This window comes from Streptomyces meridianus (assembly GCF_023703325.1).
In the GTDB taxonomy this organism is placed as follows: domain Bacteria; phylum Actinomycetota; class Actinomycetes; order Streptomycetales; family Streptomycetaceae; genus Streptomyces; species Streptomyces meridianus.
In genome coordinates this window covers 24782-49340 of record NZ_JAMQGM010000002.1, presented here as the reverse complement: position 1 = coordinate 49340, position 24559 = coordinate 24782, and the positions used below count along the sequence as shown (strand labels likewise).

Below are 24559 nucleotides of genomic sequence, written 5' to 3'. Positions count from 1 at the left end.
TCCCGCCGCGTGACGGCCCGGGTGCCGCCCCCGGCCCGTGGAACCGCCGTCGGTGCGCCCGGTGACGGATCGCGGCTGCCCTCCTTGTGCCCCCTTGACACGCCCCCCGCCGCGGGTGACCCTGCCAGGGAGGCTGGTCTAAACCATTAAAGACCACATCCGGCCGGTTGAGGAGAAGACCTCGGATCGCGAGCCGACGGCCACCGATGGGCGCTGCGAAGGGACGACGCACCCCCATGACGACCCGCTACAGCGGAACCGGCGAACTCGGACGGGACGCCCTCTGCCTCCTCCAGCCCGGATTCGGCGGCACGACCCCGCCCGACTGGCTGCTCCGGCTGGTCGGTGAAGGACTGGGTGCGGTGGGCCTGTTCGCCCGCAACATCGAGTCGCCGGACCAGGTACGGGCTCTGACGTCCGGTCTCCGTGCCGAGCGTGGGGACGTCCTCGTCGCCGTCGACGAGGAGGGCGGCGACGTGACCCGGCTGGAGACGCGGACGGGTTCGTCCTTCCCCGGCAACCTCGCCCTGGGAACGGTGGACGATCCCGCGCTGACCCGGTCCGTGGCCCGGGAACTCGGCCGGCGCCTTGCCGAGTGCGGTATCGACCTCGACTGGGCGCCGTGCGCCGACGTCAACTCGGACCCGGACAACCCGGTCATCGGCGTGCGTTCCTTCGGTGAAGACCCCGGACTCGCCGCCCGTCACACCGCCGCGTACGTCGAGGGCCTGCAGTCCACCGGGGTCGCGGCCTGCACGAAGCACTTCCCGGGGCACGGGGACACCCGGGTCGACTCGCACCTCGACCTTCCGCGGATCCGTGCCGACCTCAAGACCATGCAGACCCGCGAGCTCGTTCCGTTCCGGGCCGCGGTGGCGGCCGGGACCAAGGCCGTGATGAGCGCCCACATCCTGGTGCCCGCACTGGACCCGGACCGGCCCGCGACCCTGAGCCGGACCGCCCTCACCGGACTGCTGCGCGCGCCCGAGTCCGAAGGGGGGCTGGGCTTCGAGGGGCTCCTGGTCACCGACGGGATGGAAATGCGAGCGGTCTCCGCCGCCTACGGCATCGAGCGCGGCAGCGTGCTGGCGATCGCGGCGGGCGCCGACGCCATCTGCGTCGGCGGCGGTGTGGCGGACGAGGGGACGGTCCTGCGGTTGCGCGACGCGATCGTCCGCGCCGTGTGGACCGGAGTCCTCCCCGAGCAGCGGGTCGCCGAAGCGGCGTCCCGGGTCCGCGCCCTCGCCGCATGGGCCGGGAGTCCCGACGGTCGCGGCGAACCGGTGGAGCCGGCGCCCGGAGTGGGGCTCGAAGCGGCCCGCCGCGCGCTGCGGGTCACCGTGGGCCGGTATCCGTACGAACCTTTGACCGGGCCCGTGTTCGTGGCCGCCTTCACGCCGCTGGCCAACATGGCGGCGGGCGACGAGTCCGCGTGGGGCGTGGCCGCAGAGCTGGCCCGGCTGCTGCCCGGCACCGGATCGCGTACGTATCGCCGTGAGGATGTGTCCGACGGCGCCCTGCCCGCGACCGTCGCGGGCGTACTCGATGCCGCAGCGGACCGTACGCTCGTCGTCGTGGTCCGTGACGTTCACCGGCACAGCTGGATGGCAGAGGCGCTGCACGCTCTGCTCGCCGCCAGGCCGGACGCGCTCGTCGTGGAGACCGGGGTGCCGATGGCGGAACCGGCGGGCGCCCTGCACATCGCGACCCATGGCGCCGCCCGGGTCTGCGGCCTGGCGGCCGCCGAAGTCATCACCGGCCGCGGCGACGGCTCCTGATCCCCGCATTCCCGCCGCGCAGTGCCCGATACCCAGATCTGGAGGCAGAGCCGCATGTCATCCGTACGCTCCGAACCGCCGAGCGCTCAGCAACCGGGACGGTACATGGCGGCGGAGACCGCCGAGCAGCCGACGGTGCTGCGCCGCCTGCTGGACGAGGGCGCTCCGCGGATCCGGGAGGTCGCCCGGCAGGTGGCGGCCCGCGCCCCGCGCTTCGTCCTGCTCACCGCCCGGGGTACCTCCGACAACGCGGCTCTGTACGCGAAGTACCTGATCGAGGTCGGGCTCGGGAAACCGTGCGGTCTGACGTCCATGTCGACGACCACGGCCTACGGCGCCGAGCCGGACCTCCGGGACGTCCTGGTGGTGAGCGTCAGCCAGTCCGGCGGCTCCCCGGACCTGGTCGCCTCCGCACGGGCGGCAGCCGAGGCGGGGGCGACGACCCTCGCGGTCACCAACAACGCGGGTTCACCGCTCGCACAGGTCTGCGAGTTCCACATCGACGTGCTCGCGGGCCCGGAGAAGGCGCTCCCGGCCACCAAGACGTACACGGCGGAACTGCTGGCGCTCTACCTCTTCGTGGAGGGCATGCGGGGCGGCGACGGCTCGGCGGCCCGGGTGCTGCCCGATCTGGCCGACGGCATCCTGGCCCGACGGGACGAGGTCACGGTGCTGGCCGGCCGCTACCGCTTCGCCGAACGCATGGTGCTCACCTCCCGCGGCTTCGGCTACCCGACCGCGAAGGAGGCCGCGCTCAAGCTGATGGAGACCAGTTACATCCCGGCGCTCTCCTACTCGGGGGCCGATCTGCTGCACGGTCCGCTCGCCATGGTCGACAACATCTCGCCGGTCATCGCAATCGTCCCCGACGGCAAGGGGGGCCAGGCCCTGCAGCCGGTGCTCGAGCGGCTGCGGGGACGGGGCGCGGACCTGGTCGTCGTCGGCAGCCGTGCCGAGGCCGCCGCGGCGTCCGCCGGGTTCGCGCTGCCGACCGAGGGGGTCGCCGAGGAGGTGCAGCCGGTGCTGGAGATCCTTCCGCTGCAGATGCTGGCGCACGCGGTCACGGTGGCGCGGGGCCAGGACCCCGATGCGCCGCGGGCGCTGGCGAAGATCACCGAGACCCGCTGAAGCCGGAAACACTTCGGGCCGCGGCACCGGGACGGGACCCTCGACCCGTCCGGCACCGCAGCCCGGAGTCTGCGCCGGCCCGTGCGGCGCGGGGCGAGCAGCCCCGCGGCCGGTGAGCCGACCGGGAGACCGGGAGCAGTCAGGGCAGAGAGCGCCGCGGCCTCGCTCCGCCCTCCTGTGCGGTGGAAGGCGGACGTTCTGTCGTCCCATTGTGGACTAGACCACTCTGCGGTGTCCATGGCTGTGCTGCGGATTTCCGACCCGCCGGTAGGCTCCGGTTGTGCCCTCCATGAACGACCTCGTACGCCAGCACACGGCCCTCGACGACGCCGACCTCGAGTGGCTGCACATGCTGGTCTCGGAGTGGCAGCTGCTCTCCGACCTCTCCTTCGCCGATCTCGTGCTGTGGGTGCCCACCCGGGACGGCACCCGCTACGTCTCCGTGGCCCAGATGCGCCCCAACACCGGGCCCACCTCGTACCAGGACGACATGGTGGGGCACCTCGTCCCCCGGGGGCGCCGGCCGATGCTGGACATGGCGCTGGACGAGGGCCGCATCGTCCGCGAGGGTGATCCGGAGTGGCGTGAGGAGGTCCCGGTACGGGTCGAGTCCATCCCGGTGCGCCGTGCGGCGCGGATCCTCGGCGTCATCGCGCGCAACACGAACCTGCTGACGGTGCGGACCCCGAGCCGTCTGGAACTCACGTACCTGCAGAGCGCCTCGGACCTCGCCCAGATGATCGCGGCGGGCTCGTTCCCGTTCCCGGGGCAGCAGGTCGACATGGATGCCTCGCCGCGGGTGGGTGACGGGCTGATCCGTCTCGACGCCGACGGCATGGTGCAGTACGCGAGCCCCAACGCCCTGTCTGCCTACCATCGCCTGGGGCTTGCCGCGGATCTCGTCGGCCTCCATCTGGGGCGCATCACCGCCGAACTCGCCCCGTCCCGGGGCGCGGTCGACGAAGCGGTGGTGAAGCTCGCCAGCGGCTGGGCCCCACGCGAGACCGAGGTCGAGGGCGACGAGTGCGTGATCCAGTTGCGTGCCATTCCGCTGGAGCCGAAGGGCACCCGGATCGGCGCGCTGATCCTGCTGCGGGATGTCACGGAACTACGCCGCCGCGAGCGGGAGTTGATCACCAAGGACGCCACCATCCGGGAGATCCACCATCGGGTGAAGAACAATCTCCAGACGGTGGCCGCCCTGTTGCGCCTCCAGGCCCGGCGGATCGAGTCGGCCCGGGGGAGGGAGGCGCTCGAGGAGGCGGTCCGCCGCGTGGGCTCGATCGCGATCGTGCACGAGACGCTCTCGCAGAACCTCGACGAGCGCGTGGACTTCGACGCGATCGCGGACCGGGTGCTGGCCATGGTGGCCGAGATCTCGCCGGGACGGGTGACGGGCCGACGGACGGGCCGGTTCGGAATCCTGGACGCGGAGGTCGCCACTCCACTGTCCATGGTCCTGACCGAGGTGCTGCAGAACGCGCTGGAGCACGGCTTCGGACCGGGGGAGCGGGGATCGGTCGACGTCTCGGCGACCCGGAGCGGCAAGCCCGCCGACGGCCGGCTGCTCGTCGTGGTGGAGGACACCGGAAGCGGTCTGCCTGCGGGCTTCGACCCGCAGAGCGCGGGCAACCTGGGACTTCAGATCGTGCGGACCCTGGTGGAGGGCGAGCTCGGCGGGACGTTCGACATGGTGCCGGCGCCCGAACGCGGCACCCGGGTCGTGCTCGACATTCCGGTGCGGACGGTCAAGCGCTAACGCCGGCGTACCCGGCTGCGGACAGCAGTGAGCCCCGGCCGTGGATCCTGGCCGGGGCTCACTGCTCACGTTGCTGAGCGCATCGGGGGTACTGCGCGCTGCGGCTCGCGGGCGAAGACGTCGGTGTACGCGTCGCCCTGAAGCCCAGGGGGTGTCAGGCGCTGGCGTTGCGCGCCCGGTTGCGAGCGGCGCGGCGCTTCATCGCGCGGCGCTCGTCCTCGCTGAGGCCACCCCATACACCGGAGTCCTGGCCGGACTCCAGTGCCCACTGCAGGCACTGCTCCATGACGGGGCAGCGACGGCAGACGGCCTTGGCTTCCTCGATCTGCAGCAGCGCAGGACCGGTGTTGCCGATGGGGAAGAAGAGCTCGGGGTCTTCCTCGCGGCAAACGGCGCGGTGACGCCAGTCCATGGCTGCTCCATCTCCTTGTAATACAGACTGATTGCTTGTGAATGTGAACGCTTTCACGAATCCCTCCGCAGGGCACGGGGCCGACGACCAGTTCACTGGTGCGGTCCCGAAGGAAGTGGAGGGGGTTCGGCTTTCAGGGAGGCCGGTTTGCGAGGCCGTCCCGATCGCCATGAAGAGACTCGCAAACCTCGGCGGCGGATACAACCCCTTCAAGGAAGTTTTTTTTGATTCCTTGGTGTCGTGTCGATCACAGCCGTACTTCCATGGGGTGGAAGCCAGCCTAAACGTTCGACTGCAAGGACTTTGAGTGCTTCCACTCACACAATCACACGCAGTGCACGGCGAACACCTGTGAACGTCACGCTCCTTCGCAGTCCCAGGTGGTCACCGTCCACCTGAAACGGCATCGGAGCCTGCGATTGCAAGGTGAAGTCCGGGATGTCGTGCAGGCTGACGACATGCTTCCCCCGTGGTCCCCGCTCGGGGGACGAAGTGAGCAATTGGCCCGCACAACGGACGAGCGCCGGGGTGGAGAGGCTGCTCAGGCCGAACACGTCAAGCGCCGTGTCGAAGGACGCGGCGGGTGCGGCGTAGACCGGGCGATCGCCCAGGTAGGTCCAGGGTGCGGTGTTGCAGATTATGGACAGCACCAGGTTCTCGACCGGCTCGTGACCGGGCCGGCGCAGGGCGATCGTGCCGTGGGTGCGGCGCGGTTCCCCGAAGAACTGGCGCAACGCCTGGCGGACGTACAGCGCGTGGGTCGAACGCCGTCCGAGGTCGCGCTGCTGTTCGACACGTCCCACGACGCCGGCGTCGAAGCCGTAGCCCGCGCAGAACGTGAACCAGCGGGACTCCACGGCCTCGTCCTCGGTGCCCGGCGTGCCCGTGGCCAGACCCAGGCCGATCGTGCGCTCGGTGCGGTCACGCAGAGCGTCGAGAAGGGCGCCGGTCGCCTCGACGGCGTCGTTCGGCAGCCCCAGGGCCCGGGCGAAGACGTTCGTCGAGCCGCCCGGCACGACGGCCAGCCGGGGGAGTTCCTCCGGCGCGGGGCCCTCGTGCAGCAGCCCGTTGACGACCTCGTTGACGGTTCCGTCGCCGCCCAGTGCCACCACGAGCTCCGTGCTTCCGCTCAGGGCGGCCCGCCGGGCCAGGTCGTGGGCGTGCCCCCGGTACTCGGTCGTGGCGACCTCCAGATCGAGATCGCTCGCGAGCGCATGGGTGAGTACCTCACGGGTGCGGGCGCTGGTGGCCGTTGCCGCCGGATTGACCACGAGGAGTGCGCGCATGCGCGCAACACTACCCACCTGCTGAAATGCGGCGCAGTCCTGGACATCACCGGCCGGGAGGACGGGTGGCACACGCCCCTACGCTCGCGCCGGGCGCCGGGCTACTCTGCTGGGATGAACCGCGAGCAGACCACCGCAGTCGCACCCGACACCGAGAGCCGGCGCCCGGCACGGCTGACAGCCGCCGCCGCGGTGACCGCGGCGGAGGGCCTGGTCGTCGCCGTTCTCGGGGCATCCTTCCTCGTCATGGGAATGCTCGGGCATCCTGAGGATCCGCAGATGGCCGAGACGGGAGGCATCACGATGCTGGCGCTCTCGGCACTGCCGCTGTTCGCGGCCCGCGGGCTGGTGGCGCGCCGCCGGTGGGCGCGCGGCCCCGCCCTGATCACGCAGCTGATGGCGCTGCCGGTCGCCTGGACCCTCATCGGCAACAGCGCGGCCGTGACCGCGGGCGGGATCGTGCTCGGCCTGGCGGCCGTGCTCGTGATCGCACTGCTCGTCAACCCGACCGCGACCGTCGCCCTGGGCATCGGCCGCGAAGCGGACCGGTAGCCCGGCGACCTCACTCCTCCACGAGCAACCGGTCGCGCAGCTGCGCGAGGGTCCGTGCCAGCAGCCGGGAGACGTGCATCTGCGAGATGCCCACCTCCTGGGCGATCTGCGACTGCGTCATGTTGCCGAAGAAGCGCAGCAGAAGGATCTTCTTCTCCCGCGGCGGCAGTTCCTCGAGCAGCGGCTTCAGGGACTCCCGGTACTCCACGCCCTCCAGGGCGTAGTCCTCCGCGCCGAGGGTGTCGGCAACGGCCGGCGACTCGTCGTCCGTGTCCGGAACGTCCAGTGACAGCGTGCTGTACGCGTTGGCCGATTCCAGACCCTCCAGGACCTCCTCCTCGGAGATCCCCAGCTGCTCCGCCAGTTCGTGCACGGTCGGCGACCGGCCGTTGCGCTGGGAGAGCTCCGCAGTCGCGGTGGTGAGCGCGAGCCGCAGTTCCTGGAGGCGCCGCGGGACCCGGACCGCCCAGCCCTTGTCGCGGAAGTGCCGTTTGATCTCACCGACGACCGTCGGGGTGGCGTACGTGGAGAACTCGACACCGCGGTCGGGGTCGAAGCGGTCGACGGACTTGATCAGCCCGATGGTGGCGACCTGTGTCAGGTCGTCCAGCGGCTCGCCGCGGTTGCGGAACCGCCGGGCCAGGTGCTCGACGAGCGGCAGGTGCATCCGGACCAGGCGATTGCGCAGCTCCGCGCGCTCCGGAGAGCCGTCGGGGAGACTGCGCAGCTCGATGAAGAGCCCGCGGGCGCTGTCACGTTCGTGCTCGTGCCCGCGGCCCCGTTCCTGCTCCTGGTGCTGGGCCTCGTCCTGGCGCTCGTGCTGCTGCTGGTCCATGTGGTCCGCCCGCTCTGCCTGCTGCTGCTCGGGAATGGCGGTACCGGGCACCACCTGCGCGCTCCCGGTCTCGTCCTGCACCGGCCTGCCCGTCCCGCCCGTCACGGCTGCCCGGGACCTGTTCCGCGCTTCTTGTGCAGGCTGATGCTGACCGTCCGGTCCTCGGAAACCGTCGATTCGACCTCCCCGGCGAGTGCCGAGAGCACCGTCCAGGCGAAGGTGTCCCGCTCGGGGGCGCGGCCGTCGGTCGTCGGGGCCGACACCGTCACCCGCAGGGCGTCCCCGACCAGGCGGAAGACGCAGCTGAGGACGCTGCCCGGCACGGCCTGCTGGAGCAGGATCGCGCACGCCTCGTCGACGGCGATGCGCAGGTCCTCGATCTCGTCCAGGGTGAAGTCGAGCCGTGCCGCGAGGCCGGCGGTCGCCGTGCGCAGTACCGACAGATAGGCGCCTTCAGCGGGCAGCCGGACCTCCACGAAGTCCTGCGTCCCGGGCTCGCCGGTGATCTGGGACACCCTCACCTCCTGAGTGGGGCAAGCTCGTTGAGCTGGTGCGGGCGACGGTCCGGCCGCTCCATCCACCGGGGCGGGGGGTGGGCCGGCGCGACGCTGTACGGCTGCGACGCTATCGCGATCTGCGGGTCGGTGTCGCCCGGACGGAGCACCGCCCCCGCAGGGACGGGGAGGCGGGACGGACCGGTCGTGTCACCCATTGTAGATCCATGGATGCCCAACGTGTCCGGAACGGGGTCAAGTCCCGGCCTCCTCCGGGCAGGGAAGCCGTTCCGGCAGCCCGGGTGCGCCGCGCCCAGGAGCCGGGGTCTGCGTCCGACGTGTCCGGGTGCACGGCCGCCGCCCGGGGCCGTCAGCCGCCGGCCCCCGCCACCGGGCCCGTCACCACCGCCGCGACGGTCGTCCCCGGGGTGAACGCACCCTCCGTCACGAGGGTTGTCAGACCGTGGAGCATCTTCGCGACGTAGACCAGGTCCACCGCGAGCCCGTGCCGCTCGGTGAAGTCCCCGGCGAAGGCTTCGAGTTCCGGGGACGTGCGCGCGTATCCGCCGCAGTGGAAACGGTCCTCCAGCCGCCAGTTCCCGGTGCGCCGGCCGAACGCCTCGGTCTGGAGCCGTTCGGTCTCCCTGCCGAGGAACCCGCCCTTCAGGACGGGGAAGCCGACGGCCTGCGCCTCCGGTCCCAGCCCTGCGGCCAGGCCCGCGAGCGTGCCTCCCGTACCGCAGGCCACTGCGACGACGTCCGCGCGGCCCCGCAGTTCCCGGCCGAGATCGGCGCAGCCCCGGACGGCGAGTGCGTTGCTGCCGCCCTCGGGCACCAGGCAGAAGTCACCGAAACGCTCGCGCAGCCCCTCGATCACCTCGGGCTCCGCCTTGCGGCGGTAGGAGGACCGGTCGGTGAACACCAGGCGCATGCCGTCGGCCGTGCACCGGCGCAACGACGGATTGAGCGGGCGGTCCGCGAGTTCGTGGCCCCGGACCACGCCGATGGTGGACAGCCCGAGCAGCCGGCCCGCGGCCGCCGTGGCCCGCAGATGGTTGGAGTAGGCGCCGCCGAAGGTCAGGAGCGTAGTGCAGCCCCGGTCGACGGCCGCCCGGACGTTCGGGGCCAGCTTCCGCCACTTGTTCCCGGGCAGGTCCGGGTGGACGAGGTCGTCCCGCTTCAGCAGCAGCCGCACGCCCCGCCGGGCGAAACGGTCGTCCGTCAGGGCGTGCAGCGGGGACGGCAGCAGGGGCCGCAAGGTCTCCGGTCCGGGGGCGCGGCCGGGCTCTGACTCGATGGGATGCACCCGGGCATTGTCCCCGTCGCGGAGTGCGGCGGAGCCGGCGCGTCAGTGGTTGCGGGAGTGCTCCAGGAAGGCGTCCCCATGATCGGTGATGTGCGCCGTCACCGCATTCAGGGCGTCCTGGGTGTCCTGGGACGATCCGCCGCCGCGCTGCTCCTTGTAGTATGCCGTGCCCAGTTTCCTGAGCAGCTCCTGTCCGGCGCGCTGCGCCTGTACGTCGTCCAGTTTCTGCTTGCTCCGAGTCAGCCCCCGCTGCGTTCCTTCCTTGGCGCGGTCCAGGAGCTTGGCCATGGCTGCCTCCTTCGGCGGTGGCGGGCGGTCACGCATGCCGCCCGCGGAACTCCGGGGCGGGGAGAGCGCACGCTCCCGAAGTCGGTATGTGCTGTTTGCCCTCTCTGTGCAGCTTAGTTCTCCGGGAGGCGGCCTGCCTTTCGGTGTGGAAACCCCGCACGCCGGGGCCGGTGTCACCCTGGGGGTGTGTACGAGGAACGCGAATCGCGGCTGGCCTCCGCGGTGCTGTGGCGGGCGACGGGCAGACGCGGACCGGCGCGCGTCCTCCCCGACGGCTGCATCGATCTCATCTGGTGCGACGGCGAGTTGATCGTCGCCGGGCCCGATACGCACGCCCATCTCGGGCCCGGCCGGCCGGGCGCGGAGTACGTCGGGCTGCGCTTCGCACCCGGCAGCGGGCCGGGACTGCTCGGAGTCCCGGCGCACGAGCTGCGCGACCGGCGCGTCCCGTTGGCGGCCGTCCGCAGCGGCGCGCAGGTGCGGCGGTTCACCGAACGGATCGACGGCGCCGCCGACCGGGGCCTTGCGCTGGAGGAAGCGGCGCGGCGGTTGTGCCCGGAGCGGCCGCCGTCCGACCCGCTGTGCGAGGCCGTCGTCCACTACCTGGGCCGGGGGCAGTCGGTGTCGGCCGCCGCCGCGGCGGCCGGCATCGGGGAGCGGCAGCTGCACCGCCGGTGCCTGGCTGCGTTCGGGTACGGGCCCAAGACCCTGGCCCGGGTGCTCCGGTTCGACGGTGCCCTGCGGCTGGCCCGGCGCGGGGTCCCCTACGCGGAGGTGGCGCTGCTCGCCGGCTACGCCGACCAGGCCCATCTCTCCCGCGAGGTACGGGCGCTCGCGGGCCTGCCGCTGGGGCAACTCGTGGCAGGCCGGGGCACGCGGACCGTCGAGCCGCGGTGAGCCGGACGCGGCGCCCGGACGCCGCGGGGGTCAGCCGGGCAGCGGCGCGAAGAGGTCCACGCCGTTGCCGTCCGGGTCGAGCACGACGGCGTACCGCTGGCCCCAGAAGGCGTCCCACGGTGCCTTGTGGCCGGGGTGGCCGGCCGCCACCAGCTCGGCGTAGAGCTCGTCCACGTCGGCCGGACCGTCGCAGACGAACGCCAGCCCCACCCGGGAGCCGCCCCGGGGAGGGGTCCACTCGGGGTCGAACGAGCGGATGGTGTCGACGGTGTCCCAGGCCAGCCGGAGATCGCCGGGCAGCGTCGCCTCGACGTGCGGCTCGGTGTCGGCGGCGGCGGGGATGTCGAGCCCGAGCTTGCGGTAGAAGGACAGCGATGCGGCCATGTCCGAGACGACGAGGCCGATGAGGTCGAATCGAGGAGTCATGCCCGCAGGCTAGGTCCGTGCCGGGCGGCCGGTCTTGAACGAATCGGACACCCGGCGTGCGCCGTACGGCGGCAGTGCCGGGCCGGTGGGGCGGCTGAGATCCGGCATGCAGTGGACTTCGGCGAGGAAGGTCATGCGCTCGTGCCGGGCCGCCCGGTCGACAGCGATGTGCAGGCGTACGGCAGTGGCATGGTCCGCGGGTCTCTCCGTGCCCAGCCGGAGCCCCTCGTGCCTCCAACACGCCCTGCCCGGCCGGGAGAAGCGAGCCCGGCCGGTACGGCAAGGGTGACATGCCCGGTGCGGTGCGGTGCGGTGCGGTCGGGACGGGCACGCCGGGTGTGACGGGACGCGGTGGCCGGCCGTTCCGGCCTTCCGGTCGGCCGGCGGCCGGGGACGGTTCGGATCGCGACGAGCTCGCGACGGTGGCACCGCCGGCGGGCATCGAGCTGCGGCTGCTGCGCGAGGGCGTCGACCCCGACCGTGTCCACCTGCGCTGATCCCCGGGAGCCTCCCGCCGGGAGGTGACCGGCGGGACCGGTGGGTGGGGGAGCCCCGGGCCGGGTACCTCTTCCCGAGGAGTCCGGCGGCGAGGCGAGGAAAGGATTCGGCGAACTTCCGGAGGACATGTCGAGAGCCTGCCTGCGGCTCCGACGTCCCCTGCGAAAGGCGCCGACGAGGGCGCCGGAACCCGAGGGAGTCCGACGTGAAGTACATGATGATGATCTACGCGAAGCAGGCCGACTACGACGCCATGAGCGGCACGCCGACCGACGGCCGGCCCGCCTGGAGCGAGGCGGACGTCAAGGCGATGTTCGCCCACATGGAGTCGCTCAACAACGATCTCGCCGAGAGCGGCGAGTGGGTCGACGGGCAGGGGCTGTCCGAACCCGCGCAGGCCCGGCTGATCACCACCGGCCCCGACGGGGCCCCGGTGGTGACCGACGGGCCCTACGGCGAGACCAAGGAAGTTCTGGCCGGCTACTGGCTGCTCGACTGCGAGAGCATCGAGCGGGTGACCGAGATCGCGGGCCGCGTCCTCGCCTGCCCCGGGCCCGAGGGCGCGCCCGCCTACCCGGTCGTGGTGCGCCCCGTCCCGGCCTCGGCGCCCTGCGACGAGCCGGTCTGACCGGGCGTGTGACCCCGGCAGCCGACATCGGGGACCTGTTGCGCCGGCTGGCGCCGCAGGTCCTCGGCGCGCTCGTCCGCCGCTACGGACACTTCGACACCGCGGAGGACGCCACTCAGGAGGCGCTGATGGCCGCGGCTGCCCAGTGGCCCGAGGAAGGGCTGCCGGACAACCCCCGCGGCTGGCTGATCAGGGTCGCCTCCCGCCGGCTGACCGACCTGCTGCGCAGCGAGGAGGCGCGGCGGCGCCGGGAGGAGAGGTCGGCGGCGCTGACCCCGCCCGGCGAATTCACCGCTCCCGCACCCGGCCAGAGTCGTGCGCCCTCCGCGGACGACACCCTCACCCTGCTGTTCCTCTGCTGCCATCCGGCGCTCACCCCGTCCGCTCAGACCGCGCTCACCCTGCGCGCCGTGGGCGGTCTGACCACGGCGGAGATCGCCCGGGCCCATCTGGTGCCCGAGGCGACGACGGCCCAGCGCATCAGCCGGGCGAAGCAGCGGATCAAGGCGGCGGGCGCCCGGTTCGCGCCGCCCGGCGCAGCCGAGCGCGCGGAACGCCTCTCCACGGTGCTGCGGGTGCTGTACCTGATCTTCAACGAGGGCTACACCGCGTCGTCCGGTGGTGAACTCCAGCGCCGCGACCTGGCAGCCGAAGCGATTCGGCTCACCCGTGAGGCTCACCGGCTGATGCCCGACGAGGGCGAAGTGACGGGGTTGCTGGCACTGATGCTGCTCACCGACGCGCGGCGCGCGGCGCGCAGCGGACCCGGCGGAGCGCTCGTCCCGCTCACCGAGCAGGACCGGAGCCGGTGGGACGGCGATGCCGTGGCGGAGGGGGTCGCGCTGGTGACCGGCGCGCTGGCCCGTGGCCCCCTCGGCCCGTACCAGGTGCAGGCAGCCATTGCCGCGCTCCACGACGAGGCGTCGGACGCGGCGGCGACCGACTGGCCGCAGATCCTCGCGCTGTACGGGGTGCTCGAACGGATCGCGCCGAGCCCGGTCGTCACCCTGAACCGGGCGGTGGCGGTGGCCATGGTCCACGGGCCGCGCGCGGGACTGGAGTTGCTCGACGGTCTGGGGGCGGACGAGCGGCTGGCGCGCAGCCACCGGCTGGACGCCGTGCGGGGGCACCTGCTCGACCTGGCGGGCGACCGCGAGGGGGCGCGTGACGCCTACCGCCGGGCCGCCGGGCGGACGATGAGCATCCCGGAGCGCCGCTACCTGCTGGGCCGCGCCGCCCGGCTGCCCTGATCACTGCGCCGTCACGGCATGCAGAAGGGTCGCGCCCGGGCCGCCGCCGTTGCCCGACGGGGCGGAGCGGTACGACGGCCGGGTGCGGCCGGACCCACGGTGCATGAACTTGGGTCGGGGAACCGGGAGGGGGCCAGGCTTCTTGGTCTGTCGGTGCGAGCGGAGAGAGCAGGTCATGGCGATCCGCGGAAGGCAGGTTTGCCTCATGTAAGTGAAGGCATATGCCGTTGATCGCATGGCGGAGCAGTGGGAGATCGAACTCGAACCCGAGGTGCGGGACTGGCTGGAGCTGCTGCCGTTCCGGTTGTACCGGCGGGTGGAGGACAAGGCGGACGGTCTGCTGGACGAGCTGACGACGCTCGGTGAGCCGTACTCGCGTCACCTCGGCTCGCTGAACGTCGCCGTCGACGAGGGTGACTCGCACGTCACTTTCACCCCGCACGCCGCTTGACGCACATTTGTTTGCCGGGCGAGGAAGGCCGCACCCGGTCCGCAGGGACGCCGTGCTCGGCGCCCTGCGGACCGGTTGTGCTCGGGAAGGCCGAACGGTCAAGCAGATCGCAGACCGGGAGGCATGACCGAGGATCAGGCCTTCTTGGTCTCCCAGAAGATCTTGTCGATCTCGGCGATGAGGTCCAGCAGCTTCTGGCCCGTGGCCGGGTCGGTCGAGCCCTTGGCGGCGCTGGCGGCCTTCAGGGCATCGTTGACCAGCTGGTGCAGCTGCGGGTACTTCTCGAAGTGCGGCGGCTTGAAGTAGTCGCTCCACAGCACCGAGATGTGGTGCTTGGCCAGCTCCGCGCGCTCCTCCTTGATGACGGTGGCGCGGGTCCGGAAGTGCGGGTCCTCGTTGGCCTGGTACTTCTCTTGTACTGCCTTGACGGACTCCGCCTCGATGCGGGCCTGGGCAGGGTCGTACACGCCGCACGGCAGGTCGCAGTGGGCGCTGACCTTCACCGTCGGGGCGAACAGGCGGGAGAGCATAGAGCCGTCCTTCCTCGTGATCGTCTTTTCAGGTGGGAGATTACTCCCTGGGTGCCGTCTTTTCTCACGTGCCCCAGGGGGACCAGGACAAAAGTCCGGTGCCGTCGTTCGTCGGCGCCGGGACCAAGGAGCGGGAGGTGCCGGATGCCGGAGGGTGGCCGGTGGCAGCAGGACGAGACCGACGCACAGCGGGTGACGGAGCACGGCGCGGAGCCGGGCCGGTCCGCCCTGCCGTTCGGTATCGCCGAGGTGGTGGGCCCGTCCATGGCGCCGGCGCTCCTGCCCGGGGACCGGCTCGTCGTCCAGTACGGGACTTCGCCGCGCCCCGGTGACGTGGTGGTGCTGCGGCATCCGATGCAGCAGGATCTGCTGATCGTCAAGCGGGCGGTGGAGCGTCGCGAGGGCGGCTGGTGGGTGCTCGGCGACAACCGGTTCGTCGAGAACGACAGCCGGGAGTTCGGTGTCGTCCCGGACGGGTTCGTGCTGGCCCGGGCGTGGCTGCGGCTGCGTCCGCCTCAGGCACCGGGTGACCGGCGCCCGGCCGCGTTGCTGACCTGGGCGCTCTCCGCGGTCCGGCCGGTGCCCTCGTTCTCCCCGCGTTCGCTGCTGCGGCGCCGGCGGGCCCGGTAGGCGGCGACGTTCGCCCGGGTCGCGCAGCGGTCCGAGCAGTAGCGCCGGGACCGGTTCGTCGAGGTGTCCAGGTAGGCGTTGCGGCAGGGCGCTGCCTGGCAGATGCCGAGACGGTTGGCGCCCGTCGTGGTCAGGTGGAAGGCCAGCCCCATGGATGCCGTCGCCGCGTAACCGGCCGTGGCGTTGGCCGGGTGTTCGGCGATGTGCATGTGCCAGTCCGGACGGCCGTCGGCGTCCCGGGTTTCGTGTCCGGAGATCTGCGGGCTGACCGGGAACTCCATCATCAGCGCGTTCAGCAGGTCCACCGCCCGGGTCTCGTCCCCCTCGTCCGCGGCCTCGAAGACCGCGCGCAGCCGGGCCCGGACGGCGCGCAGCCGGGTCACGTCCGCCTCGGTGGCCCGCCGGGCGGCCTGGGAGGCCGCGCCGAACAGGGCGCGTACGGCCGCCACCGAGGTCAGCTCGTCGATGCCCTGTCCGGGTCGCTCGCTGTTGACGAGCCGCACCGCATAGTCCGAGTAATAGGCCAATTCCACTTGTGATCCTTACGGAAGCGTTCTAGTGTCGGTAATAACCGATCTGCCTTCGAGGGTATTACGCGAGTGGGGGACCGCATGACGGAGACCGTGGCACGGACCGACTGGACCGACTGGCAGACGAGCTGGGACCGTCAGCAGGAGCTCTACCTCCCGGACCGCGAGGAGCGGTTCCGGGTCATGCTCGACCTGGTCGAGGCGTTCGCCGGACCCGAGCCGACGGTGCTCGACCTTGCCTGTGGGACCGGCAGCATCACCCATCGGTTGCTCCGCCGCTTCCCGGCAGCGGTGAGCACCGGCGTCGACCTCGATCCCGCGCTGCTCACCATCGCCCGCGGTACCTTCGCGCACGAGCCCCGGGCCGAATTCGTCACCGCCGACCTGCGCGATCCGGACTGGACGGCCGCCCTGCCGCACCGCCGCTACGACGCCGTGCTCACCGCGACCGCCCTGCACTGGCTGCGGACCGACCCGCTGCGCGAGCTGTACGGGCGGATCGCCGGGGTCGTCCGCGACGGAGGGATCTTCATCAACGCGGACGTGATGCCGGACCCGTCCACGCCCCGCATCAACGCGGCCGAACGTGCCCACAGAGAGGCCCGGCACGAACGCGAGCGGGCGGAGGGCGTCCAGGACTGGGCTTCCTGGTGGAAGGCTGCCGGGGCGGATCCGGTGTTGGCCGCGCCGACGGCCGAACGCTTCGCGATCCACGGCGACCACGCCGACGGGGAACTCCACTCCGCCGAGTGGCACGCCGACGCGCTGCGGGCGGCGGGGTTCGCCGAGGCGCGCGCGGTGTGGCGGTCCGTTCCCGACGCCATGGTCCTCGCGCTGCGGTAGACGCGGCGGGCGCCCTCCGCCCCGGCCACCGGGAAGCACCGAGGCGGTGCACCGGACGACTCCGGTGTACCGCCTCGGCATGAACGCCCAGCGCTCACGGCATGCGCCTACAGCACCTTGGACAGGAACGCCTTCGTCCGGTCCTGCTGCGGGTTGGTCAGCACGTCCCGCGGGTGGCCGGACTCGACCACGACACCGTCGTCCATGAAGACCAGGGAGTCACCGACCTCACGGGCGAAGCCCATCTCGTGGGTGACGACGATCATCGTCATGCCGTCCTCGGCGAGGCCGCGCATGACGTCGAGGACGTCACCGACCAGCTCCGGGTCGAGCGCCGACGTCGGCTCGTCGAACAGCATCAGCTTGGGCTCCATGGCCAGCGCCCGGGCGATGGCCACCCGTTGCTGCTGACCGCCGGACAGCTGGGAGGGGTAGTTGCCCGCCTTGTCGGCCAGGCCGACCCGGTCCAGCAGCCGCTGCGCCCGCTCGCGGGCCACCGCCTTCGTCTCGCCCTTGACCTGGACCGGCGCCTCCATGACGTTCTCGATCGCCGTCATGTGCGGGAACAGGTTGAAGCGCTGGAACACCATGCCGATGTCACGGCGCTGCGCGGCGACCTCGCGGTCCTTGAGCTCGAAGAGCTTGTCGCCCTTCTGTCGGTATCCGACCAGATTGCCGTCGACATAGAGCCGGCCGGCGTTGATCTGCTCCAGGTGGTTGATGCACCGCAGGAACGTCGACTTGCCGGAGCCGGACGGGCCGACGAGGCAGAACACCTCACGCGGGGCCACCTCGAGGTCGATGCCCTTGAGGACGTGCGCGGCGCCGAAGGACTTGTGCACGCCCTCGGCCTTCACCATGGCGGTCATGCGGCACCTCCCGAGGGCCGGCCGAGGGACTTGAGGTTGACGGTGATGCGCTGGAGCGGGGTCTGCGGCAGGCTGCGCTGCGAGCCCTTGGCGTAGTGCCGCTCCAGGTAGTACTGGCCGACGCTGAAGATGCTGGTCAGGACCAGGTACCAGACCACGGCCAGAGCCAGCATCTCGACGACCGCGCCGGTCGTGTTGCCGATGTTGGAGGTCGAGCGCAGCAGCTCGGTGTACTGACAGGCTCCAGCGGCCAGCGACGAGGTCTTGAGCATGTTGAGGAACTCGTTGCCCGTCGGCGGCACGATCACCCGCATCGCCTGCGGCAGCACGACCCGGCGCAGCGTCTTGCCGTGGCTCATGCCGAGCGCGTGCGACGCCTCCGTCTGCCCCTCGTCGACCGACTGGATGCCCGCCCGGACGATCTCCGACATGTACGCGGCCTCGTTGAGCCCCAGGCCGAGGAGAGCGGCCATGAACGGGGTCATGAAGTCGCTCATCTCGTCCTTGTAGAAGCCGAGATTGATGATCGGGAAGACCAGCGCCAGGTTGAACCAGAGCAGCAGCTGGACGTACACCGGCGTGCCGCGGAAGAACCAGATGTACCCCCAGGCCACCGAGGAGGTGACGGGATTCTTCGACAGCCGCATCACGGCCAGCACGATGCCGAGGACCAGGCCCACGGCCATCGCCAGCACCGAGATCCAGACGGTCATGAACAGTCCGTCGATCACGCTGCTGTCGGTCAGGAAGTCCGGCACGGCCTCGTACCGGATGTCGGCTTCCGAGAACGCCTTTCCGATCAGGCCCAGCAGTCCGAGCACGACCACCGCGGATATCCAGCGCCCGTAGTGACGGACCGGGACGGCCTTGATGGTCTCCGGGGCAGTCCCCGGGGGCGGGGCGTCGGTGCGCCCCGCCTTGTCGGTGTTCACACTCACGGGTAAAGCCTTTCAGCGTTCCTTGCGGACGGTCCGTGCTGCCGTACGGTCAGGAACCGCCGTTGATCTTAGCCTCGGTGACGGCGCCGTCCTTGACGCCCCACTTCGACATGATCTTGTCGTACTCGCCGTTCTTGATGATCGCGTCGAGGGCGGCCTTGACGGCGTCCCGCAGCTCGGGGTTGCCCTTGGGGACCGCGATCCCGTACGGGGCCGCCTCGACCTGGTCGCCCACGATCTCGAAGGCCTTGCCGCCGCCCGCGGTCTTCACCGCGTGGGCCGCGACCGGGAAGTCGCTGGAGCCCGCCACGGCGCCGCCCGCGCGCAGGCGGGTCTGGGCCTCGGCGTCGTTGTCGAAGGCCTCGATGTCCAGCTTCTTCTTGCCGCACTTCTTGGCCTGGTCCTTGGCCAGGTCGTGCGAGACGGTGCCGCGCTGGACGACCATCTTCTTGCCGCAGAGGTCGTCCCAGGACTTGATTCCTTCGGGGTTGCCCTTCTTGGCGTAGAGGGAGACACCGGCGGTGAAGTAGTCCACGAAGTCGACGCCCTCGCCGACCTTCTTGCCGGTCTCGGGGTCGACGCCCTCCTGGCGCTCCTTGTTGTCGGTCATCGCCGACATCGCCAGGTCGTACCGCTTCGAGCGCAGACCGGTCAGGAGGGTGTCGAACGTGCCGTTGTTGAACTTGAACTTGACGCCCAGTTGCTTGCCCAGGGCATCGGCCAGGTCGGGGTCGATGCCGACGGTCCTGCCGTCCTTCTTGAACTCGACCGGGGCGTAGGCGATGTCCGAGCCCACCTGGATCGTGCCCTTGTCCTGGATCTCCTTGGGCAGCTTGTCGAACAGCGGGGCGGAGGACCCCTTGTCCTTCCCGCCCTCCTGCTTCGCGCCCGCGGTCTGGTCACCGCAGCCGGTCAGGACCAGGGCACTCGCGACCGCGATCGCGCCGACGGCTGCCAAGCGGGGCCGGACAGCGGCCGAGCGACGGGTGGGAGTTGCGGTCATGGCGGGGTTCCTCCTGCGGATCAGGCAGTATGCCGGTTTTCGACACGTATTCGAGTGCAGAAACATTGTGTGATGAGGGGCATCCTGCCATCCGGACGGCAGACGTCAGGAGCCGGGCATGTCAAAATCGGATAACGGGCGATCCCCGTGCAGCGCCGGGCCGGTACGCCTCACGACCGGACCGCGGCGTGAGGGCCTGCGGCGAGACCATCATCACCCGATCGATGTTTCCTCCCGAAACTTCCAGTGGCGTTTGTGATGAATGCGACATTGCGCCGCGATGATGTGGCGCTGGAGCAACGGATCTCACTCGTCCGCCGAAGCCTTCTTCCGGTAGAACGGATCCATACACCCCTCATCCGGGGCTCAGGGCGCGCGTGCGGCGCGCCCGGCGTCCGCTGTTCCCGCCCGTGCGTCGGCCATTCGTCGTCCGGGCCCGCGGGCGCGGTGCCCGCCCACCCCTCATCCAGGAGTGGACACCCTCAATTGATGAAGACTTAAGGGGTCACACAGTGGCAGCGGAGACGGTCAACAGCAGCGCGGACGAGGAGATCTTCGATCCGGCGTTCGCACTCCACCGGGGCGGCAAGATGGCCGTGCGGGCCACCGTGCCCGTCAACGACAGGGACGACCTGTCCCTCGCCTACACACCGGGTGTCGCCAAGGTCTGCAGCGCCATCGCCGACCAGCCGGAACTCGTCCACGACTACACCTGGAAGTCCCAGGTCGTGGCCGTGGTCACGGACGGCAGCGCGGTGCTCGGTCTCGGCGACATCGGCCCGGAGGCCTCCCTCCCGGTGATGGAGGGCAAGGCCATCCTCTTCAAGCAGTTCGGCGGCGTCGACGCGGTGCCGATCGCCCTCGACTGCCGGGACGTCGACGAGATCGTCGAGACCGTGGCCCGCATGGCGCCGTCCTTCGGCGGCGTCAACCTCGAGGACATCTCCGCGCCGCGCTGCTTCGAGATCGAGAGCCGGCTCCAGGAGCGGCTCGACATCCCCGTCTTCCACGACGACCAGCACGGCACAGCCGTCGTCACGCTCGCGGCGCTGCGGAACGCCTCCCAGCTCACCGGCCGCACCCTGGGCCAGCTGCGGGCCGTGATCTCCGGGGCCGGCGCGGCCGGGGTGGCCATCGCCAAGATCCTCGTCGAGGCGGGCATCGGCGACGTCGCCGTCTGCGACCGCAAGGGCATCGTCTCGGCGGAGCGCGAGGACCTGACCGACGTCAAGCGCAACCTCGCGGGATTCACCAACAAGGCCGGCCTGACCGGCTCGCTGGAGACCGCGATCGAGGGGGCCGACGTCTTCATCGGCGTGTCCGGCGGCACCGTCCCGGAGTCCGCGGTCGCCACCATGGCCGAGGACGCGCTGATCTTCGCCATGGCCAACCCCGACCCGGAGATCGTCCCCGAGGTCGCGCACAAGTACGCGGCCGTGGTCGCCACCGGCCGCAGCGACTACCCGAACCAGATCAACAACGTGCTCGCGTTCCCGGGCATCTTCGCGGGTGCCCTCCAGGTGCGCGCCTCCCGGATCACCGAGGGCATGAAGCTGGCAGCCGCCGAGGCACTCGCCGCGGTCGTGGCCGACGAGCTCGGCGCCGACTGTGTGATCCCGTCGCCGTTCGACGAGCGGGTCGCCCCCGCCGTCACCGCGGCCGTCGCCGCCGCGGCGCGGGCCGAGGGCGTCGCCCGCCGCTGAGCGGACGTGGATCGGACGATCCGGGCCGCGTACCACCCACCGGTGGTACGCGGCCCGTCGTCGTTCTCCCAGTGCCTTCGCGGGACGGACCCGTACGGGGGAGCGTCCACGACGCGGCACGGCTCACACCGGTGTGCGGTTACGTGCGGCCCGCTCGCGTTCTAGGGTCGGTGCAACGGAGATTGGAGCTGTATGTTCGCCGCCTACGCCGCTCGCATCGACCCCGACCGGCCTCTCGAAGGGCTCGAGTTGGGCGACCGCCCCGCCCCCGAAGCACGCCCCGGTTGGACGACCGTCGACGTCAAGGCGGCCTCCCTCAACCACCACGACCTCTGGTCGCTGCGCGGCGTCGGCCTCGGCGAGAAGTCCCTGCCGATGATCCTCGGATGCGACGCCGCCGGGATCGACCAGGACGGCAACGAGGTCGTCCTGCACTCCGTCATCGGCCAGAGCGGTCACGGGGTCGGGCCGGACGAGCCGCGTTCCATCCTGACCGAGCGTTACCAGGGCACCTTCGCCGAGCAGGTGACCGTCCCGTCGTGGAACGTGCTGCCCAAGCCGAAGGAGCTGACGTTCGAGGAGGCCGCCTGCCTGCCGACCGCGTGGCTGACCGCGTACCGGATGCTGTTCACCAACGCCGGGGTTCGCCCGGGCGACAGCGTGCTCGTCCAGGGTGCGGGCGGCGGGGTGGCCACGGCCGCGATCGTCCTCGGGCGGGCCGCCGGGCTCCGCGTGTACGCCACCAGCCGGGACGAGGCGAAGCGGAAGCGGGCCGTCGAACTGGGCGCGCTGGAGGCCCTCGAGCCGGGCGCCCGGCTGCCGCGGCGCGTCGACGCCGTCATCGAGACGGTGGGCGCCGCCACCTGGTCGCACTCGGTCAAGTCCCTCAAGCCGGGCGGCACGCTCGTCATCTCGGGTGCCACCAGCGGTCCGAACCCGAAGAGCGCCGAACTCAACCGGATCTTCTTCCTGGAGCTGAAGGTCGTCGGATCGACGATGGGCGACAAGGGCGAGCTGGAGGACCTGCTGAGCTTCTGCGCCACCACCGGTGTACGGCCCGTCATCGACTCGGTCCTGCCGCTCGACCGGGCCCGTGAGGGCTTCGAGAAGATGGCCGGCGGCGAACTTTTCGGCAAGGTCGTACTCACCGTCTGAGGGCGTCCCGCACCGGCCGGCCGCCCCGTGCCCGGAAGCGCGGGGCCGCCGGCCCGTAGGACGGTCAGCGCTCCGGCAAGCCGCGCAGTGCCCGCCCGATCTGCGTCGCGGCAGCCGCCAGCCGGCTCCGCGCCTGCGCGAGCTGGTCCGGCGTCACCCCGTGGTCCCGGGCGGCGTCCCGGACGTCGTCGCGGAACCGATCGAGCAGCCGCTCGAGTTCACGCGCCGGATCGGCGTCCGGCGGCAGGGGCTCGTCGGCCCAGGCCGGCGCGGGTGGTCCGGCACTGTGAGAGGCCCCGGTGTCCTTGCGGAGGTCCGGGCCCGCAGGCCGCGTGCCGGACGTTCCGCAGTGCGGACCGGCGGTGTCCGGCCCCTGCCGCGAGAAGCGGTTCATCTCGCGGGAGATCTCGGCGAACCCCTCGCGCATCGCCTGCTGCCAGTCACCCGCGCGGACGTGTTCCTGAGTGCGCTCCTGTACGCGCCGGGCGATCCGTTCCACCTCCTCGTGCGCGAACTGCTGGGCCTCCCGGGCCTGTCTGCGCGCCTCCTGCGCGTCCTGCCGGGCCCGCCGGCTCTCCTCCTTCGCCCGCCGGGCCTGCTCCTTCCACTCCTCCTTGAGCCGCTGCATGTCCTCCTTGGCCCGCTGCCGGCTCTCCCCGTCGTCCCAGGAACCGGGCGGCCGGTCGGAGGTGCGCGCGTTCCGGGCCGCCGCGCGCATCTCCCGCCGCAGGTCGCCCGCCGAGCCCCGGACGTCCTCGCGGATCTCGGCCGCGAGCTCGGAGACGGACTCGCGGATCTCGAGTTCCAGATCGGCCAGTTCGCCCTGACGCTCGGCCAGTTCCGCCCGCCCCGCGTCGGTCGGGGAGTAGACCTTGCGGCCGCCCTCCGTGGTGTGCGTGACCAGGCCCTCCGCCTCCAGCTTCGCCAGGCGCGGGTAGACGGTGCCGGCCGAGGGCGCGTACAGCCCCTGGAAGCGCTCCTCCAGCAGGCGGATCACCTCGTAGCCGTGGCGCGGCGCTTCGTCGAGCAGTTTGAGGAGGTAGAGGCGCAGCCGGCCGTGGGCGAAGACGGGGGGCATGTCAGAGCACTTTCTTGTCGTGGCCGGCGTCGGACGTCTCGCCGTTCGCGGGCGGTCGGCGCAGTACGGCGATGGGGCCGGAGACACTGGTGACCTTCACCGTGCCGCGGCCGTCACCGAGCCGGCCCGTGATCCGCTTGGCTCCCCAGGTGCTGCTGACCCGCAGCTCGTCGAAGGCGTTGGAGAGGACGCCGCTGGTCGTGTTCGCCTCCACCCGTGTGTCCGCGGGGTGCGGCAGCCGGATGGCGACCTCACCGGAGACCGTGGACAGCCGGATGTCGGACGCCCCGCCGTCGAACGGCGCGAGGTCGAGCACCATGGTGCCGCTCACCGAGTCCGCGTTCACGGACCGGCCGGAGCCTTCGACGACCGTCAGGTCCCCGGAGACCGAGTGGAAATGCAGGTCGCCGGTGACCGCCTGGGCTTCCACCGCACCGGACACCGTGTCGGCGCGCACCTCCCCGGACAGGCCCACCAGGGTGCTCTCGCCGGAAACCCCGCGCAGGGTGGTGCCGCCCGAGATACCGGAGACCACCGCGCTCGCCCCGACCACGCCCACCTGTACCCGGGTCGAGGCCGGTACGGCGACGGTCACGGCGGCGCTGCGGTTCCGGCTCCGTCCGCCGAGCCAGTCGAGGACGCCCTTCCAGGGCAGGTCCTCGTACGCGACGGTCAGCGTGCCGTCTCGGAGGTCGACCTCGACGGGCGGGCCGTGCACCGCCGACACCTCGAGCCGGGCCGGCACCCCGGGCGCGGTTCCCACGACGTTCACGGCGCCGCCGAAGATGCGAACGCTCAGCGACGTGACGGGTTCGTCCAGCACCAGCTTGGCCGAATCGGTGATCGACCACGTGTTCCCGACCGACATTCCCGGCCTCCCCTGGGTAGCCCGATGACGCAACATATCGCGTCTCTCCTAGACACGATATATCGCGGATGGGGGAAGTCAAGAGGGCGGCCGGGCCCGCGCCTGCCGGCGCTCCGGGGGCTCCTACTCGTCGTCCTCGTCGTCGAGCCGCGCCAGCCAGGTGGCCAGCCGCTCCACCGGAACCTCGAAATCGGGGTTGAGGTCGACGAACTCCCGCAGGCGCTCGGCGACCCAGCCGAGGGAGACGTCCTCCTCGCCGCGCCTGTTCTCCAGTTCTTCGATACCGCGGTCGGTGAAGTACACGACGTGCTCCATGAGGGAAATCAAAGGGACATCAACAGCGGAGGCCGGCGCGAAGGACCGGCAGGGCTCCTCGTCCGGCAAGGATAGGAGCCCTTCAGGGGCCCGCGGGCCGCAGGCCGGA

Annotated in this window: 28 protein-coding genes; 13 read left to right on the top strand and 15 right to left on the bottom strand. The window is 71.5% G+C overall.

The window, feature by feature from the left end; genetic code table 11:
* Positions 1–236: 236 nt before the first annotated feature.
* The 3 genes from M1E25_RS01875 (at position 237) to M1E25_RS01865 (ending at position 4665) form a co-directional block, all read left to right on the top strand.
* Positions 237–1778 carry a glycoside hydrolase family 3 protein gene (locus M1E25_RS01875; protein ID WP_251408408.1) on the top strand — a complete coding sequence of 514 codons (1542 nt, stop codon included), beginning with the start codon at positions 237–239 and terminating at the stop codon, positions 1776–1778.
* 54 nt (positions 1779–1832) lie between these two features.
* Entirely contained in the window at positions 1833–2906 is a 1074-nt protein-coding gene (locus M1E25_RS01870; protein WP_251408405.1) for an SIS domain-containing protein, read from the top strand.
* 289 nt (positions 2907–3195) lie between these two features.
* Positions 3196–4665: a sensor histidine kinase gene (locus M1E25_RS01865; RefSeq protein ID WP_251409029.1), complete on the top strand. Its 1470-nt coding sequence runs from the start codon at positions 3196–3198 to the stop codon at positions 4663–4665.
* A gap of 154 nt (positions 4666–4819) precedes the next feature.
* Here M1E25_RS01865 and M1E25_RS01860 read toward each other — a convergent pair whose 3' ends face one another.
* Together M1E25_RS01860 and M1E25_RS01855 are read right to left on the bottom strand one after the other, a co-directional pair.
* Positions 4820–5077 carry a WhiB family transcriptional regulator gene (locus tag M1E25_RS01860; RefSeq protein ID WP_003983230.1) on the bottom strand — a complete coding sequence of 86 codons (258 nt, stop codon included), beginning with the start codon at positions 5075–5077 and terminating at the stop codon, positions 4820–4822.
* A 317-nt stretch (positions 5078–5394) separates the two neighbouring features.
* Positions 5395–6363, bottom strand: a complete 969-nt coding sequence (locus tag M1E25_RS01855) for a diacylglycerol/lipid kinase family protein (RefSeq protein WP_251408402.1) — start codon at positions 6361–6363, stop codon at positions 5395–5397.
* A 114-nt stretch (positions 6364–6477) separates the two neighbouring features.
* On the opposite strand from M1E25_RS01855, the gene M1E25_RS01850 reads away from it, so the two are divergent.
* Positions 6478–6915: a hypothetical protein gene (locus tag M1E25_RS01850; protein WP_251408399.1), complete on the top strand. Its 438-nt coding sequence runs from the start codon at positions 6478–6480 to the stop codon at positions 6913–6915.
* 10 nt (positions 6916–6925) lie between these two features.
* On the opposite strand, the gene M1E25_RS01845 is transcribed toward M1E25_RS01850, so the two are convergent.
* The 4 genes from M1E25_RS01845 to M1E25_RS01830 form a co-directional block, all read right to left on the bottom strand.
* Positions 6926–7804, bottom strand: a complete 879-nt coding sequence (locus M1E25_RS01845) for an RNA polymerase sigma factor SigF (RefSeq protein WP_372500507.1) — start codon at positions 7802–7804, stop codon at positions 6926–6928.
* Between the two features lie 47 nt (positions 7805–7851).
* On the bottom strand, positions 7852–8265 hold the full coding sequence (locus tag M1E25_RS01840; RefSeq protein WP_251408393.1) for an ATP-binding protein: 414 nt from the start codon (positions 8263–8265) through the stop codon (positions 7852–7854).
* 349 nt (positions 8266–8614) lie between these two features.
* Positions 8615–9550, bottom strand: a complete 936-nt coding sequence (locus M1E25_RS01835) for a 1-aminocyclopropane-1-carboxylate deaminase/D-cysteine desulfhydrase (protein ID WP_251408390.1) — start codon at positions 9548–9550, stop codon at positions 8615–8617.
* Positions 9551–9592: 42 nt separating this feature from the next.
* Positions 9593–9838, bottom strand: coding sequence for a hypothetical protein (locus M1E25_RS01830; protein ID WP_251408387.1), 246 nt, complete (start codon positions 9836–9838; stop codon positions 9593–9595).
* A gap of 186 nt (positions 9839–10024) precedes the next feature.
* On the opposite strand from M1E25_RS01830, the gene M1E25_RS01825 reads away from it, so the two are divergent.
* Complete coding sequence (locus M1E25_RS01825; protein WP_251408384.1) at positions 10025–10735, top strand: helix-turn-helix domain-containing protein; 711 nt, start codon at positions 10025–10027, stop codon at positions 10733–10735.
* Between the two features lie 30 nt (positions 10736–10765).
* On the opposite strand, the gene M1E25_RS01820 is transcribed toward M1E25_RS01825, so the two are convergent.
* Positions 10766–11161, bottom strand: coding sequence for a VOC family protein (locus tag M1E25_RS01820; protein ID WP_251408381.1), 396 nt, complete (start codon positions 11159–11161; stop codon positions 10766–10768).
* 290 nt (positions 11162–11451) lie between these two features.
* On the opposite strand from M1E25_RS01820, the gene M1E25_RS01815 reads away from it, so the two are divergent.
* From M1E25_RS01815 to M1E25_RS01800, 4 genes are all read left to right on the top strand, one after another.
* Positions 11452–11658 (top strand): hypothetical protein, encoded by a 207-nt coding sequence (locus M1E25_RS01815; protein ID WP_251408378.1) that lies wholly within the window; start codon positions 11452–11454, stop codon positions 11656–11658.
* A 206-nt stretch (positions 11659–11864) separates the two neighbouring features.
* The gene (locus tag M1E25_RS01810) at positions 11865–12287 is read left to right on the top strand and encodes a YciI family protein (RefSeq protein WP_251408375.1); all 423 of its coding nucleotides are present in this window, start codon (positions 11865–11867) and stop codon (positions 12285–12287) included.
* Positions 12288–12295: 8 nt separating this feature from the next.
* Positions 12296–13537, top strand: coding sequence for an RNA polymerase sigma factor (locus M1E25_RS01805; RefSeq protein ID WP_251408372.1), 1242 nt, complete (start codon positions 12296–12298; stop codon positions 13535–13537).
* A gap of 235 nt (positions 13538–13772) precedes the next feature.
* The gene (locus M1E25_RS01800; protein ID WP_308290375.1) at positions 13773–13988 is read left to right on the top strand and encodes a hypothetical protein; all 216 of its coding nucleotides are present in this window, start codon (positions 13773–13775) and stop codon (positions 13986–13988) included.
* 134 nt (positions 13989–14122) lie between these two features.
* On the opposite strand, the gene sodN is transcribed toward M1E25_RS01800, so the two are convergent.
* On the bottom strand, positions 14123–14518 hold the full coding sequence (gene sodN / locus M1E25_RS01795; RefSeq protein ID WP_251408369.1) for a superoxide dismutase, Ni: 396 nt from the start codon (positions 14516–14518) through the stop codon (positions 14123–14125).
* 144 nt (positions 14519–14662) lie between these two features.
* On the opposite strand from sodN, the gene sodX reads away from it, so the two are divergent.
* A complete protein-coding gene (gene sodX / locus M1E25_RS01790; protein ID WP_251408366.1) occupies positions 14663–15148 on the top strand; it encodes a nickel-type superoxide dismutase maturation protease in 486 nt (161 codons plus the stop codon).
* On the opposite strand, the gene M1E25_RS01785 is transcribed toward sodX, so the two are convergent.
* Positions 15034–15681 carry a CGNR zinc finger domain-containing protein gene (locus tag M1E25_RS01785; RefSeq protein WP_251408363.1) on the bottom strand — a complete coding sequence of 216 codons (648 nt, stop codon included), beginning with the start codon at positions 15679–15681 and terminating at the stop codon, positions 15034–15036. The two genes, sodX and M1E25_RS01785, sit on opposite strands and share 115 nt — an antisense overlap.
* A gap of 78 nt (positions 15682–15759) precedes the next feature.
* On the opposite strand from M1E25_RS01785, the gene M1E25_RS01780 reads away from it, so the two are divergent.
* The gene (locus tag M1E25_RS01780; RefSeq protein ID WP_251408360.1) at positions 15760–16521 is read left to right on the top strand and encodes a class I SAM-dependent methyltransferase; all 762 of its coding nucleotides are present in this window, start codon (positions 15760–15762) and stop codon (positions 16519–16521) included.
* A 107-nt stretch (positions 16522–16628) separates the two neighbouring features.
* On the opposite strand, the gene M1E25_RS01775 is transcribed toward M1E25_RS01780, so the two are convergent.
* From M1E25_RS01775 to M1E25_RS01765, 3 genes are read right to left on the bottom strand one after another with little or no spacing between them, the layout of a single operon-like run.
* On the bottom strand, positions 16629–17390 hold the full coding sequence (locus M1E25_RS01775; protein ID WP_285830239.1) for an amino acid ABC transporter ATP-binding protein: 762 nt from the start codon (positions 17388–17390) through the stop codon (positions 16629–16631).
* Complete coding sequence (locus tag M1E25_RS01770; RefSeq protein WP_251408357.1) at positions 17387–18328, bottom strand: amino acid ABC transporter permease; 942 nt, start codon at positions 18326–18328, stop codon at positions 17387–17389. The genes M1E25_RS01775 and M1E25_RS01770 overlap by 4 nt, the downstream gene beginning before the upstream one ends.
* A 49-nt stretch (positions 18329–18377) precedes the next feature.
* Complete coding sequence (locus M1E25_RS01765) at positions 18378–19331, bottom strand: ABC transporter substrate-binding protein (protein WP_251408354.1); 954 nt, start codon at positions 19329–19331, stop codon at positions 18378–18380.
* Positions 19332–19843: 512 nt separating this feature from the next.
* On the opposite strand from M1E25_RS01765, the gene M1E25_RS01760 reads away from it, so the two are divergent.
* Both M1E25_RS01760 and M1E25_RS01755 read left to right on the top strand, forming a co-directional pair.
* A complete protein-coding gene (locus M1E25_RS01760) occupies positions 19844–21034 on the top strand; it encodes an NAD(P)-dependent malic enzyme (RefSeq protein WP_251408351.1) in 1191 nt (396 codons plus the stop codon).
* 192 nt (positions 21035–21226) lie between these two features.
* Positions 21227–22189: a zinc-binding dehydrogenase gene (locus M1E25_RS01755; RefSeq protein WP_251408349.1), complete on the top strand. Its 963-nt coding sequence runs from the start codon at positions 21227–21229 to the stop codon at positions 22187–22189.
* A gap of 64 nt (positions 22190–22253) precedes the next feature.
* Here the strand turns inward: M1E25_RS01755 and M1E25_RS01750 are convergent, their stop codons facing one another.
* From M1E25_RS01750 to M1E25_RS01740, 3 genes are all read right to left on the bottom strand, one after another.
* On the bottom strand, positions 22254–23267 hold the full coding sequence (locus M1E25_RS01750; RefSeq protein ID WP_251408346.1) for a PadR family transcriptional regulator: 1014 nt from the start codon (positions 23265–23267) through the stop codon (positions 22254–22256).
* 1 nt (position 23268) lies between these two features.
* A complete protein-coding gene (locus tag M1E25_RS01745) occupies positions 23269–24135 on the bottom strand; it encodes a DUF4097 family beta strand repeat-containing protein (protein ID WP_251408343.1) in 867 nt (288 codons plus the stop codon).
* Positions 24136–24258: 123 nt separating this feature from the next.
* Complete coding sequence (locus M1E25_RS01740; protein WP_251409023.1) at positions 24259–24438, bottom strand: DUF6104 family protein; 180 nt, start codon at positions 24436–24438, stop codon at positions 24259–24261.
* Positions 24439–24559 lie beyond the last annotated feature (121 nt).

What these genes read in the sequence shown, in the direction of transcription:
- M1E25_RS01820 (WP_251408381.1), bottom strand. Translation starts at nt 11,161, where the DNA reads ATGACTCCTCGATTCGACCTCATCGGCCTCGTCGTCTCGGACATGGCC.
- sodX (WP_251408366.1), top strand. Translation starts at nt 14,663, where the DNA reads ATGCCGGAGGGTGGCCGGTGGCAGCAGGACGAGACCGACGCACAGCGG.
- M1E25_RS01870 (WP_251408405.1), top strand. Translation starts at nt 1,833, where the DNA reads ATGTCATCCGTACGCTCCGAACCGCCGAGCGCTCAGCAACCGGGACGG.
- M1E25_RS01775 (WP_285830239.1), bottom strand. Translation starts at nt 17,390, where the DNA reads ATGACCGCCATGGTGAAGGCCGAGGGCGTGCACAAGTCCTTCGGCGCC.
- M1E25_RS01865 (WP_251409029.1), top strand. Translation starts at nt 3,196, where the DNA reads ATGAACGACCTCGTACGCCAGCACACGGCCCTCGACGACGCCGACCTC.
- M1E25_RS01800 (WP_308290375.1), top strand. Translation starts at nt 13,773, where the DNA reads ATGGCGGAGCAGTGGGAGATCGAACTCGAACCCGAGGTGCGGGACTGG.
- sodN (WP_251408369.1), bottom strand. Translation starts at nt 14,518, where the DNA reads ATGCTCTCCCGCCTGTTCGCCCCGACGGTGAAGGTCAGCGCCCACTGC.
- M1E25_RS01830 (WP_251408387.1), bottom strand. Translation starts at nt 9,838, where the DNA reads ATGGCCAAGCTCCTGGACCGCGCCAAGGAAGGAACGCAGCGGGGGCTG.
- M1E25_RS01855 (WP_251408402.1), bottom strand. Translation starts at nt 6,363, where the DNA reads ATGCGCGCACTCCTCGTGGTCAATCCGGCGGCAACGGCCACCAGCGCC.
- M1E25_RS01850 (WP_251408399.1), top strand. Translation starts at nt 6,478, where the DNA reads ATGAACCGCGAGCAGACCACCGCAGTCGCACCCGACACCGAGAGCCGG.
- M1E25_RS01745 (WP_251408343.1), bottom strand. Translation starts at nt 24,135, where the DNA reads ATGTCGGTCGGGAACACGTGGTCGATCACCGATTCGGCCAAGCTGGTG.
- M1E25_RS01750 (WP_251408346.1), bottom strand. Translation starts at nt 23,267, where the DNA reads ATGCCCCCCGTCTTCGCCCACGGCCGGCTGCGCCTCTACCTCCTCAAA.
- M1E25_RS01755 (WP_251408349.1), top strand. Translation starts at nt 21,227, where the DNA reads ATGTTCGCCGCCTACGCCGCTCGCATCGACCCCGACCGGCCTCTCGAA.
- M1E25_RS01815 (WP_251408378.1), top strand. Translation starts at nt 11,452, where the DNA reads ATGCCCGGTGCGGTGCGGTGCGGTGCGGTCGGGACGGGCACGCCGGGT.
- M1E25_RS01780 (WP_251408360.1), top strand. Translation starts at nt 15,760, where the DNA reads ATGACGGAGACCGTGGCACGGACCGACTGGACCGACTGGCAGACGAGC.
- M1E25_RS01860 (WP_003983230.1), bottom strand. Translation starts at nt 5,077, where the DNA reads ATGGACTGGCGTCACCGCGCCGTTTGCCGCGAGGAAGACCCCGAGCTC.
- M1E25_RS01765 (WP_251408354.1), bottom strand. Translation starts at nt 19,331, where the DNA reads ATGACCGCAACTCCCACCCGTCGCTCGGCCGCTGTCCGGCCCCGCTTG.
- M1E25_RS01875 (WP_251408408.1), top strand. Translation starts at nt 237, where the DNA reads ATGACGACCCGCTACAGCGGAACCGGCGAACTCGGACGGGACGCCCTC.